Here is an 11,863-nt window from a genome sequence, read left to right on the forward strand (position 1 = left end):
TGACTAGGCTTAATGAGGTAAACAGAACAAAAGTAGTGATCCACTCTTTTCAGGGTAAGCGACTATAACGAGGGCAAAGTTATGGGCATCTTCGAGCATTATCAACAGCGATATGAGAAAGCCAGGGAAGAGGAATACAGCATCCAGGAGTTCCTGGATATGTGTAAGCAGGACAAGTCCTGCTACGCCTCCGCCGCCGAACGTCTGCTGACCGCCATCGGTGAGCCTGAGATGGTCGACACCTCTGCCAATCCCAGACTCAGTCGTCTTTTTTCCAACCGCGTCGTGGCACGCTATCCCGCTTTCAAAGACTTCTACGGCATGGAAGAAGCCATCGAACAGATCGTCTCCTATCTCAAACACTCCGCCCAGGGGCTGGAAGAGAAGAAACAAATCCTCTATCTGCTGGGCCCGGTCGGCGGTGGTAAATCCTCGCTGGCAGAAAAACTCAAATCCCTGATGCAGAAGGTGCCTATCTATCGCATCAAGGGTTCACCGGTCAACGATCACCCCTTCTGCCTGTTCGACATCGAAGAAGATGGTGAGCTGCTGGAAAAAGAGTACGGCATCCCGCGCCGCTACCTGCGCCCCATCATGTCCCCCTGGGTCGCCAAGCGGCTACACGAGTTTGGTGGTGACATCACTAAGTTCAAGGTGGAGAAGGTCAATCCCTCCATCCTCGACCAGATTGCCATCGCCAAGACCGAACCGGGCGATGACAACAACCAGGACATCTCCTCTCTGGTCGGCAAGGTGGACATCCGCATGCTGGAGCACTTCGCCCAGGATGACGCCGACGCTTACTCCTACTCGGGTGCGCTGTGCAAGGCGAACCAGGGGATCATGGAGTTCGTCGAGATGTTCAAGGCGCCCATCAAGGTGCTGCACCCGCTGCTGACCGCCACCCAGGAGGGGAACTACAACGGTACCGAGGGGCTCTCCGCCCTCCCCTTCGACGGCATCCTGCTGGCTCACTCCAACGAATCCGAGTGGCAGCAGTTCCGCAACAACAAGAACAACGAGGCGTTCCTCGACCGGGTCTACATCGTCAAGGTACCTTACTGCCTGCGAGTGTCGGAAGAGGTGAAGATCTACGAGAAGCTGCTGGTCAACAGCGAACTGACCGATGCCAAGTGCGCCCCGGGGACCCTGGAGCTGCTGGGTCAGTTCTCCGTGCTGTCGCGCCTCAAGGAGCCGGAAAACTCCAGCATCTACTCCAAGATGCGGGTCTATGATGGCGAAAGCCTCAAAGACACAGATCCCAAGGCGAAGAGTTATCAGGAGTACCGCGATTACGCCGGCGTCGACGAGGGGATGAATGGCCTCTCCACCCGCTTTGCGTTCAAGATCCTCTCCCGCGTCTTCAACTTCGACCACGCGGAAGTGGCGGCCAACCCGGTACACCTCTTCTATGTGCTGGAGCAGCAGATCGAGCGCGAGCAGTTCCCGCAGGAGCTGCACGACCGCTACCTTGAGTTCATCAAGGGCTATCTGACCCCGCGCTACGTGGAGTTCATCGGCAAGGAGATCCAGACCGCCTACCTAGAGTCCTACTCCGAGTACGGTCAGAACATCTTCGATCGCTATGTCACCTACGCCGACTTCTGGATCCAGGATCAGGAGTACCGTGACCCCGAGACCGGCCAGCTGTTTGACCGTGCCTCCCTCAACAGCGAGCTGGAGAAAATTGAAAAACCCGCCGGGATCAGCAACCCGAAGGATTTCCGCAACGAAATCGTCAACTTCGTGCTGCGTGCCCGGGCCAACAATGCAGGCCGTAACCCCAACTGGACCAGTTACGAGAAGCTGCGCACCGTGATCGAGAAGAAGATGTTCTCCAACACGGAAGAGCTGCTGCCGGTTATCTCCTTCAACAGCAAAACCTCGGCCGAGGAGCAGAAGAAGCACGATAACTTTGTCGAACGGATGATGGAGAAAGGTTACACCCGTAAACAGGTGCGTCTGCTCTCCGAATGGTATCTCAGGGTACGCAAGTCATCCTGACCCTGACTGTTCAAGGGGGAGTTATGGCGCATTTTATCGACCGCAGGCTCAACGGCAAAAACAAAAGCGCTGTCAATCGGCAGCGCTTCATTCGCCGCTACAAGAAGCAGATCAAACAAGCGGTCTCTGATGCTGTCTCCAAGCGCAGCATTCAGGACGTGGATACCGGCGAGAGCATCAGCATCCCGACCAAGGACATCGGCGAGCCCCATTTCCATCAGGGGCAAGGCGGTAAACGGGAGATGGTGCACCCCGGCAACGACCAGTTCGTCTCCGGCGACAAGATTGACCGCCCCAAAGGGGGAGGTGGCGGTCAGGGCTCCGGTGAGGGGCAGGCATCCAATCAGGGAGAGGGAGCGGACGACTTCGTCTTCCAAATCTCCAAGGATGAGTATCTGGACCTGCTGTTTGAAGATCTGGAGCTGCCGAGGCTGCAGAAAACCCAGCTCAATCAGCTGATGGAAGTCAAAACCTACCGGGCGGGTTACACCTCCAACGGGGTGCCCGCCAACATCAACGTGGTGCGTTCACTGCAAAACTCGCTGGCCCGCCGCATGGCGCTGCAGGCGGGCAAGAAACGCCAATTGCACGAACTGGAGGATCGTCTCGCCCTGTTGGCCGCCGATCCCACCGAACACTTTGCGGAGATGGCCCAGCTCGAAAAAGAGATCCGCGAGCTGAAAAGACGGATCGATGCGGTGCCCTTTATCGACACCTTCGATCTCAAGTTCAACAACTTCGTCAAGCGGCCCGTGCCTTCCAGCCAGGCGGTGATGTTCTGCCTGATGGACGTGTCAGGCTCCATGGATCAGGCCACCAAGGAGATGGCCAAGCGTTTCTATATCCTGCTCTATCTGTTCCTGAGCCGGACCTACAAGAACGTCGAAGTGGTCTACATCCGTCACCACACCCAGGCCAAGGAAGTGGACGAGCACGAATTTTTCTACTCCCAGGAGACGGGCGGCACCATCGTCTCCAGTGCGCTCAAGATGATGAATGACATCATCAACGAACGTTACCCCGCCAACCAGTGGAACATCTACGCGGCACAGGCGTCAGATGGTGACAACTGGGCCGACGACTCGCCGCAGTGCCGGGAGATCCTGGTGCGGGATATCATGCCGCGGGTGCGGTACTATTCCTACATCGAGATCACCACCCGTGCCCACCAGACCCTGTGGCACGAGTATGAGTCGGTCGCCAGCCAGTTCCCCCACTTCGCGATGGAACATATTCGCAAGGTCGAGGATATCTATCCGGTATTCCGGGAGCTGTTCAAGAAGCAAGCGGCTTGAGGGAGGTCATATGGTAGAAACCGCAAGAAAAGTAGCGCCGCTGGACGATGGCCCGGACTGGAACTTCGACCTGCTGGACATTTACCATCAAGAAATAGCCCGGGTCGCCAAATTCTATCGACTGGACACCTACCCCAACCAGATAGAGGTGATCACGGCGGAGCAGATGATGGATGCCTACTCCAGCGTCGGCATGCCCATCGGCTATCAACACTGGTCATTCGGCAAGCGCTTCATCCATACCGAGCGCAACTACAAGCGTGGCCAGATGGGGTTGGCCTACGAGATCGTCATCAACTCGGATCCCTGCATCGCCTATCTGATGGAGGAGAACACCATGCCGATGCAGGCGCTGGTGATGGCCCACGCCTGCTACGGCCACAACTCCTTCTTCAAGAACAACTACCTGTTCAAGGCCTGGACCGATGCCTCTTCCATCATCGACTACCTGCTGTTTGCCAAGAACTACATCACCGAATGTGAAGAGAAGCACGGCATCGACGCGGTGGAGAAACTGCTCGACTCCTGCCATGCGCTGATGAACTTCGGGGTGGATCGTTACAAGCGGCCTCAGAAAATTTCCATGGCCGAAGAGAAACGACGCCAGAAGGCGCGGGAAGACTATCTGCAGACTCAGGTCAACGAACTGTGGCGCACCCTGCCCAAACAGCACAAGGCCTCCGGGGTGGAAGACCGGCGCTACCCTGCCGAGCCGCAGGAGAACATTCTCTATTTTATCGAGAAGAATGCCCCCCTGCTGGAGCCCTGGCAGCGCGAGATCGTACGTATCGTGCGCAAGATCAGCCAGTACTTCTACCCGCAGAAACAGACCCAGGTGATGAACGAAGGGTGGGCCACCTTCTGGCACTACACCATCCTCAATCACCTCTATGACGAGGGCAAGATAAGCGATCGCTTCATGATCGAGGTGCTGCACAGCCACACCAACGTGGTCTATCAGCCCCCCTACAACAGTCGCTACTACTCGGGGATCAACCCCTACGCCCTTGGTTTTGCCATGTTCACCGATCTGCGCCGCATCTGCGAGCACCCGACCGAGGAGGACAGATACTGGTTCCCCGACTACGCCGGCAGCAACTGGGTGGAGACGCTGCATTTCGCCATGCAGAACTTCAAGGACGAGAGCTTCATCAGCCAGTTCCTGAGTCCCAAGGTGATGCGCGACATGAAGCTGTTCGCCATCGATGACGACGATCTGAAGAACTATCTGAAGGTCTCGGCCATCCACAACGACGAAGGCTATCGTCAGGTGCGCAACACCCTGTCAGCCCAGTACAACCTGAGCAATCTGGAGCCCAACATTCAGGTCTACAACGTGGCAGTAAAGGGGGATCGCTCCCTCACCCTGCGCTATGTGCCACACAACCGGATCCCGCTGGGGGACTCCCGTCACGAGGTGCTCAAGCACCTGCACCAGCTGTGGGGCTTCGATGTGATACTGGAGCAGGACAATGGCGAACTGCCTCCCGACATCATAGGGCGCTGCCCGGAGAAGAAGCCGGTCTGATCCCCTCACCTTCCAGCCATAAAAAAACGCGCCATTCGGCGCGTTTTTCTTGCATCAGAGCACGATCAGTTGTCGCACAGGTTGCTCGGCATATCCTGGCGCAGACGAGTCCATAGCTTGCCGGACTCGATGCCGTATTGACGCACCGTCATGAACACGGCCTCGTGATTCTTGGTCTCGGCCAGGTTAAGCAGGGTCTTGTAGTAGGCATCCGCGGTTTCCCGCGCCTGCTTGTCGGAGAAGTAGTAGCGGCCAACCCGGCTGTACAGCCCTTTGAAACCGTTCAGGATCAAGGCGTAGATGGGATTGCCGGAGGCGAACGACAGCTGATGGTGCAACCGGTAGTCGAAGTCCGCATAAGCTTCGGCGGTGTTCTCCACCTCGGCAGCGCCGCGCAGGATCTCGGCGGCCTGCTCCGGGTTGTTACGGATCGCACCACGAATGAAGATGGTGCAGATGTTGGTACGCGCCGACAGCAGCTGAGCCACCAGATCCGGTACCTTGTCCTGATCGAGACGAGCCAGGGTCTCCAGAATGTTGAGTCCCGAGGTCTCCCAGAAGTTGTTCACCTTGGTCGGTTTGCCATGCTGGATGGTGAGCCAGCCATCGCGGGCCAGACGCTGCAGCACTTCACGCAAGGTGGTTCGGGTCACCCCAATCAGCTCGGACAGCTCGCGCTCGGCCGGCAAGATGGATCCTGGAGGAAAGCGATTGTTCCAGATGGACTCGATGATGTATTCCTCGGCAAACCCTGCGGGGCTCTGCGCTTTTATGACCATGTAGTGACTCTGTTGTAGTACGTAAAAAAGGCTCACGAATAATAGCAAAGCAGGGAGGGCTGGCAAGCAGAAGGTCAGTCCTCTGCTCACATCAACGGGGGATTTTGTTAAAAAAATGTATTTCAGCCGGCGATGGGTGCCAGCCAACCCCTGGATTGCCCATAAAACCACCATACTCATGGGCAAGGGCGACTATGTTATTTATAGTTAATGCTCTTTTTGATTAAAATCATGAGGAATCAATCTGATAAGGGACAACATCCGGATGTTCTGGTCGAGCCTGTCTTGACTGCATAGACGCAGATACCAACCACAAAACAGAGACCCATTATTATGCCAATCAGCTTAGGGCAAGCCTTTGCCAGGAACTTTCTGGGCAACGCCCCCCAGTGGTACAAGGCCGCTATTCTTCTATTCCTGCTGATCAACCCGATCGCCTTTTATCTCGATCCCTTCATGGCCGGCTGGCTGCTGGTCGTCGAGTTCATTTTCACCCTGGCCATGGCCCTCAAGTGCTATCCGCTGCAACCCGGCGGCCTGCTGGCCATCGAGGCAGTGCTGATCGGCATGACCTCAGCACAGCAGGTCAAACACGAACTGGTCGCCAATATCGAAGTATTGCTGCTGCTGGTGTTCATGGTGGCCGGCATCTACTTCATGAAGCAGCTGTTGCTCTACGTGTTCACCAAGCTGCTGATCCGGATCCGCTCCAAAACGATGCTATCCCTGGCGTTTTGTCTGGTCTCCGCCTTCCTGTCTGCCTTCCTCGATGCCCTCACCGTGATTGCCGTGGTGATCAGCGTCGCCACCGGCTTCTACGCCATCTATCACAAGGTCTCCTCCGGCAAGGAGTTTGGCCACTCCCACGATTACACCGATGATGGCACCGTCAACGAGCTCAATCGTCAGCACCTGGATGACTTCCGTGCCTTCCTGCGCAGCCTGATGATGCATGCCGCCATCGGTACTGCCCTCGGTGGCGTCTGCACCCTGGTGGGAGAGCCCCAGAACCTGATCATCGGTGAACAGGCCGGCTGGAACTTCGTCGAATTCGCCATTCGCATGTCTCCGGTCACGGTTCCGGTGTTTATCTGCGGTCTGCTGACCTGCGTCCTGGTCGAAAAGTGTCGCTGGTTTGGCTATGGCGCCAAATTGCCGGACGCGGTACGCCGCATCATGGAGGATTACAACCGTTATGAAGAGGCCGAGCGCACCGCTCAGGACAAGGCCAAGCTGATCGTGCAGGCGGTGATCGCCCTCTGGCTCATTCTGGGGCTTGCCCTGCACCTGGCGGCGGTGGGCCTCATCGGCCTGTCAGTCATCGTGCTGGCCACCTCCCTCACCGGCATCACCGAAGAGCACTCCCTCGGCAAGGCATTCCAGGAGGCACTGCCCTTTACCGCCCTGCTGGCCGTCTTCTTCAGCGTGGTCGCCGTCATCATCGATCAGCAGCTGTTCAGGCCGGTGATCCAGTGGGTGCTGGCGGCCGAACCCGATGCCCAGCTCGCGCTCTTCTACCTGGCCAACGGCCTGCTCTCCATGGTCAGTGACAACGTCTTCGTCGGCACCGTCTACATCAACGAGGTGAAGACCGCCCTGCTCAACAATGCCATCAGCCGCGAGCAGTTTGAGCTGCTGGCGGTGGCCATCAACACCGGCACCAACCTGCCGTCGGTGGCGACCCCCAACGGCCAGGCCGCCTTCCTGTTTATGCTCACCTCGGCACTGGCGCCGCTGCTGCGCCTCTCCTACGGCCGGATGGTGTGGATGGCGCTGCCCTATACCCTGGTGCTGGGTCTGGTGGGTTTCTTCTCGGTGGAGTTTCTGCTCGGCCCGCTCACCGACTGGTATTATCAGGCAGGCTGGCTGACGCTCGACAATGCCCCGGCTGCGGTACTGTCCGCACTCTATTGAGTGCCATGAGGGCCCGCCAGGGCCCTTTCTTTTTGGCCCCTGCTCTGCTCTAATTCAGCCACTGTTTTTTCTGTGAGATCAACCAGATGATTGAGTTTCTGCGCCGTATAGCCGCCCATCGCCTGGCATGGGGCCTGCTTGCCGCCTCCGCCCTGTTCCTCGAGTTGAGCGCCCTCTTCTTCCAGCACGTGCTGGGTCTGCATCCCTGCGTCATGTGCATCTATGAGCGGCTTGCCACCCTCGGGGTCCTCATGGCGGCGCTGCTCGGCATGGTGGCTCCGCAGAAATGGTATGTGCGCTGGAGCGCCCTGCTGATGTGGGGCGCCAGTGCCTTCTGGGGCCTGAAACTGGCGCTCAAGCATGTGGATTATCAGGTAAACCCCTCTCCCTTCAATGTCTGCGAAGGGTTTGTCGACTTCCCGAGCTGGGCACCGCTGGATCAGTGGATCCCCTGGATGTTCTTCCCGGATGGCGACTGCAGCGAGGTCAGCTGGCAGTTCCTGAGCTTCTCCATGCCCCAGTGGCTGGTGGCCATCTTCGCCGCCTACCTGCTGGTATTCGTGGTGGTGGCCATCGGCAACTTGGTCAAGGGGCGCTGCTGCAACTAGGTCAAGCCAGCATCAGCCGTTGTGAAAAGGGAGCCAGTGGCTCCCTTTTTCATGAAGATAGCGGGTGGCACCTCGCCCCCTGATATCGTTCTTCAATGCCTCGCTCCCCTGCCAGCCATCCCGGTGACGGCCTGCTTGCTCGCCGATTGACCTTTCCTCCAGACTCATCAATGAGCAATCAGAACCTGCTCAAACAAAAAAGGGAGCCTGCGGCTCCCTCTCATGACACGGCCAACAAGGCTGACTCAGGAAGCCACCTTGCCGGCGTTGAGCTTGGCTTTCACCATGCCGATCACCATGGGCAGCAGCGAGATGCCGATGATGCCGAAGATGAGCAGGGTAAAGTTCTGGCGCACCACCGGCAGGTTGCCGAAAAAGTGGCCGGCGTAGACAAAGGAGAGCACCCACAAGAGCCCCCCCACCAGATTGAACGTCAGGAAGCGTGGATAGGTCATGGCCCCCATGCCCGCCACGAAGGGGGCGAAGGTGCGCACTATGGGCAGGAAGCGGGTGATGATGATGGTCTTGCCGCCGTGTCTGGCGTAGAAGGCGTGGGTCTTGTCCAGATAGTCCCGCCGAAAGATCTTGGAGTCCGGGTTGCGAAACAGCTGCTCGCCGAAGAAGTGGCCTATGGTGTAGTTCACCACGTTGCCGAGCACGGCGGCGATGATCAGCACGGCCGCCAGGGTGTGCACGTCCAGCACGCTGCCCACGGTGAGGGCACCGGCGGCAAACAGCAGGGAGTCACCCGGCAAGAAGGGGGTTACCACCAGTCCGGTCTCGCAGAAGATAATGAGAAACAGGATGGCGTAAACCCAGATACCGTAGTTTTCAAACAGCTCTTTCAGATGCACGTCAACGTGCAGGATAAAGTCGATTGCAAAGAGGATCAGATCCATTTTTCCATACTCATAATGTGAACGGCGTGGAGTCTACGCCAATGCCAGGCAGGCCACAATCGCTGTGGACTGCCTCCTGTACTCGCCGCTTGGCGTCGCTCGAATGAAACCGTTTATCCCGCCTCAGCCTCCCCCCGATATCGCAAACCTGTCGTGCCCTGACCGCTCAGGAGGCGCTCTCCAGATCCCTGCGCACCGGAGCCGGCAGACAGCGCTCCCAGCCCCACAGGAGGAGCAACAGCAGGGTGGCATCATCGAGCCAGCCGACCAGCGGCACCAGGTCGGGCACCAGATCCACCGGGCTGATGCCGTAGAGCAGCACCAGGATCACCAGCCCCCTGGCCCACCAGGGGGTGGCAGGATGGCGAAAGCCCTGATAGAGGCGACGCAGGCGCCGCCAGATGAGCCAGCGTCGGGCGCTCATGACTCGATCAGCTCGCCGCGCAGCCGCTGGATCTGATCCCGCAGCGCCGCCGCCTGCTCGAACTCCAGATCTCGCGCATGCTGGAACATCTGCTCTTCCATCCGTTTGATCTCCTTGGCGATCTCGTTGGCGGAGCGGGCATGGTACTCCCCTTGCGGCTCGGCGGCCTTGCGGCTCCTCTTGCCGGCCTTGCCCGCCGTGCGGCTGCCCCCCATGTCCATCACATCGCCGATGGACTTGTTGAGCCCCTTCGGTACGATGCCGTGTTCCAGGTTGTGGGCGTGTTGCAGGGCGCGGCGCCGCTCGGTCTCTTCAATCGCCACCTTCATGGAGTTGGTGATGGTATCCCCGTAGAGGATCACCTTGCCGTTGAGGTTGCGCGCCGCCCGGCCGATGGTCTGGATGAGGGAGCGGGTGGAGCGCAGGAAGCCCTCTTTATCTGCATCCAGAATGGCCACCAGGGAAACCTCCGGCATGTCGAGGCCTTCGCGCAGCAGGTTGATCCCCACCAGCACGTCAAACTTGCCAAGGCGCAGGTCGCGGATGATCTCCACCCGCTCCACGGTATCGATGTCCGAGTGTAGATAGCGCACCCGCACCTCGTGATCCGCCAGGTATTCGGTCAAGTCCTCCGCCATCCGCTTGGTCAGAGTGGTGACCAGCACCCGCTCCTCCACCGCCACCCGCTTGCGGATCTCGGAGAGCAGATCGTCCACCTGGGTGCTGACTGGCCGCACTTCCACCTCGGGATCGAGCAGACCGGTGGGGCGCACCACCTGCTGCACCACATCGCCGCCAGATTTGTCCAGCTCGTAGGGGCCTGGGGTCGCCGAGACGAACACCGTCTGCGGCATCAGCGCCTCGAACTCGTCGAACTTCAGCGGCCGGTTGTCCAGTGCCGACGGTAGTCGGAAGCCGTACTCCACCAGGGTCTCCTTGCGGGATCTGTCCCCTTTGAACATGGCGCCGATCTGCGGCACGGTGACGTGGGATTCGTCGATGATGAGCAGGCCGTCCCCCGGCAGATAGTCGAACAGGGTGGGTGGCGGCTCTCCCGGCGCGCGGCCGGAGAGGTAGCGGCTGTAGTTCTCGATGCCGGAGCAGTAGCCCAGCTCCTGCATCATCTCCATGTCGAACTGGGTGCGCTGGCTGATGCGCTGCTCTTCCACCAGCTTGTTCAGGCTCATCAACTGCTCACGCCGCCCCTTGAGCTCCTCCTTGATGTGCTCGATGGCCCCCAGGATGGTCTCACGCGGGGTGGCGTAGTGGGTCTTGGGGTAGATGGTGTAGCGCACCACCGTCTGCTCGATGGCGCCGGTCAGCGGATCGAACAGGGAGAGGCGCTCCACCTCTTCGTCAAACAGCTCCACTCGCAGGGCCAGCTTGTCCGACTCGGCGGGGTAGATGTCCATCACCTCCCCCCGCACCCGGAAGGTGCCGCGCTGGAAAGCCATGTCGTTGCGGGTGTACTGCAGCTCGGCGAGGCGGCGCAATATGTCCCGCTGGTTGATCACGTCTCCCACTTTGAGGTGCAACATCATGCTGAGATAGGCTTGGGGATCCCCCAGGCCGTAGATGGCCGACACCGAGGCGACGATCACCACGTCGCGCCGCTCCAGCAGCGCCTTGGTGGCCGACAGCCGCATCTGCTCGATGTGATCGTTGATGGAGGCATCCTTCTCGATGAAGGTGTCGGTGGTCGGCACATAGGCCTCGGGCTGGTAGTAGTCGTAATAAGAGACGAAATACTCCACCGCGTTGTCGGGGAAGAACTCCTTCATCTCCCCATAGAGCTGGGCCGCCAGGGTCTTGTTGGGAGCCAGGATCATGGTGGGACGGTTGAGAGTCGCGATGACGTTGGCCATGGTGAAGGTCTTGCCCGAGCCGGTCACCCCGAGCAGGGTCTGATGGGCGAGGCCAGACTCGATGCCGTCGAGCAGCTGGGCGATGGCCCTCGGCTGATCCCCGGCGGGTTGAAACTGGCTGGCCAGCTTGAATAACTTGCTCATGACGACTCCCGGCAAAAATACGCAAGAGCAGAAGTGTACTCCGAGATGGGGTGGCCTGGGTATCCACTCTGGCAGCAGAAGCGGCTATTGACCTCGAAATGCGACCTCTGTATGATGCTCCTCCTTGCCTGATGTTCCCCCGTAGTTCAGTCGGTAGAACGGCGGACTGTTAATCCGTATGTCACTGGTTCAAGTCCAGTCGGGGGAGCCAATTCCTCACCATCTCGGTGCAAGTTATCCACTTTAGTGCTTTCCTCTGCCAATTTTAATGCACAAGCCGCGCCCTGCGGTGACCTCTCCTTTGTTCTCCCCCATCCGCCTCGATAGCGTTTTGTTCTGCTGCACGTAACTATTTGATTTTTATATAAACAATCTTTGGCCGGTATTTTTTGAACAGCCCTTG

9 protein-coding genes and 1 tRNA gene are annotated in these 11,863 nt (G+C 58.7%); 6 read left to right on the top strand and 4 right to left on the bottom strand.

What is annotated here, in order from left to right:
- Positions 1-81: 81 nt before the first annotated feature.
- Genes CAK78_RS03290 through CAK78_RS03300 form a run of 3 tightly spaced genes read left to right on the top strand, consistent with a single transcriptional unit; the run spans position 82 to position 4,827 of the window.
- Entirely contained in the window at positions 82-2,004 is a 1,923-nt protein-coding gene (locus CAK78_RS03290) for a PrkA family serine protein kinase (protein ID WP_005300364.1), read from the top strand.
- 23 nt (positions 2,005-2,027) lie between these two features.
- Positions 2,028-3,299, top strand: coding sequence for a YeaH/YhbH family protein (locus CAK78_RS03295; RefSeq protein ID WP_010634123.1), 1,272 nt, complete (start codon positions 2,028-2,030; stop codon positions 3,297-3,299).
- Between the two features lie 10 nt (positions 3,300-3,309).
- The gene (locus CAK78_RS03300; protein ID WP_005300359.1) at positions 3,310-4,827 is read left to right on the top strand and encodes a SpoVR family protein; all 1,518 of its coding nucleotides are present in this window, start codon (positions 3,310-3,312) and stop codon (positions 4,825-4,827) included.
- A 65-nt stretch (positions 4,828-4,892) separates the two neighbouring features.
- Here CAK78_RS03300 and fadR read toward each other — a convergent pair whose 3' ends face one another.
- Entirely contained in the window at positions 4,893-5,606 is a 714-nt protein-coding gene (gene fadR, locus CAK78_RS03305) for a fatty acid metabolism transcriptional regulator FadR (RefSeq protein ID WP_017780097.1), read from the bottom strand.
- A 333-nt stretch (positions 5,607-5,939) separates the two neighbouring features.
- Here fadR and nhaB point away from each other — a divergent pair, with 333 nt between their 5' ends.
- Both nhaB and dsbB read left to right on the top strand, forming a co-directional pair.
- Positions 5,940-7,520 carry a sodium/proton antiporter NhaB gene (gene nhaB, locus CAK78_RS03310; RefSeq protein ID WP_094696352.1) on the top strand — a complete coding sequence of 527 codons (1,581 nt, stop codon included), beginning with the start codon at positions 5,940-5,942 and terminating at the stop codon, positions 7,518-7,520.
- Between the two features lie 86 nt (positions 7,521-7,606).
- On the top strand, positions 7,607-8,128 hold the full coding sequence (gene dsbB, locus CAK78_RS03315; RefSeq protein WP_005300350.1) for a disulfide bond formation protein DsbB: 522 nt from the start codon (positions 7,607-7,609) through the stop codon (positions 8,126-8,128).
- Positions 8,129-8,373: 245 nt separating this feature from the next.
- Here the strand turns inward: dsbB and CAK78_RS03320 are convergent, their stop codons facing one another.
- The 3 genes from CAK78_RS03320 to uvrB form a co-directional block, all read right to left on the bottom strand.
- Positions 8,374-9,027: a DedA family protein gene (locus tag CAK78_RS03320; RefSeq protein WP_094696353.1), complete on the bottom strand. Its 654-nt coding sequence runs from the start codon at positions 9,025-9,027 to the stop codon at positions 8,374-8,376.
- Positions 9,028-9,193: 166 nt separating this feature from the next.
- Positions 9,194-9,451 (bottom strand): YkvA family protein, encoded by a 258-nt coding sequence (locus CAK78_RS03325; RefSeq protein ID WP_094696354.1) that lies wholly within the window; start codon positions 9,449-9,451, stop codon positions 9,194-9,196.
- A complete protein-coding gene (gene uvrB, locus CAK78_RS03330) occupies positions 9,448-11,460 on the bottom strand; it encodes an excinuclease ABC subunit UvrB (RefSeq protein WP_094696355.1) in 2,013 nt (670 codons plus the stop codon). The genes CAK78_RS03325 and uvrB overlap by 4 nt, the downstream gene beginning before the upstream one ends.
- 135 nt (positions 11,461-11,595) lie before the next feature.
- Here uvrB and CAK78_RS03335 point away from each other — a divergent pair.
- Positions 11,596-11,671, top strand: a tRNA-Asn gene (locus CAK78_RS03335).
- Positions 11,672-11,863 lie beyond the last annotated feature (192 nt).

Origin of the sequence: Aeromonas sp. A35_P, from assembly GCF_002259925.1 — a bacterium.
GTDB lineage: Bacteria > Pseudomonadota > Gammaproteobacteria > Enterobacterales > Aeromonadaceae > Aeromonas > Aeromonas dhakensis.

Excerpts from the sequence above, each read along its gene's own strand:
- CAK78_RS03290 (WP_005300364.1), top strand. The coding sequence starts at position 82 with ATGGGCATCTTCGAGCATTATCAACAGCGATATGAGAAAGCCAGGGAA.
- CAK78_RS03325 (WP_094696354.1), bottom strand. The coding sequence starts at position 9,451 with ATGAGCGCCCGACGCTGGCTCATCTGGCGGCGCCTGCGTCGCCTCTAT.
- dsbB (WP_005300350.1), top strand. The coding sequence starts at position 7,607 with ATGATTGAGTTTCTGCGCCGTATAGCCGCCCATCGCCTGGCATGGGGC.
- uvrB (WP_094696355.1), bottom strand. The coding sequence starts at position 11,460 with ATGAGCAAGTTATTCAAGCTGGCCAGCCAGTTTCAACCCGCCGGGGAT.
- nhaB (WP_094696352.1), top strand. The coding sequence starts at position 5,940 with ATGCCAATCAGCTTAGGGCAAGCCTTTGCCAGGAACTTTCTGGGCAAC.
- CAK78_RS03300 (WP_005300359.1), top strand. The coding sequence starts at position 3,310 with ATGGTAGAAACCGCAAGAAAAGTAGCGCCGCTGGACGATGGCCCGGAC.
- CAK78_RS03320 (WP_094696353.1), bottom strand. The coding sequence starts at position 9,027 with ATGGATCTGATCCTCTTTGCAATCGACTTTATCCTGCACGTTGACGTG.
- CAK78_RS03295 (WP_010634123.1), top strand. The coding sequence starts at position 2,028 with ATGGCGCATTTTATCGACCGCAGGCTCAACGGCAAAAACAAAAGCGCT.
- fadR (WP_017780097.1), bottom strand. The coding sequence starts at position 5,606 with ATGGTCATAAAAGCGCAGAGCCCCGCAGGGTTTGCCGAGGAATACATC.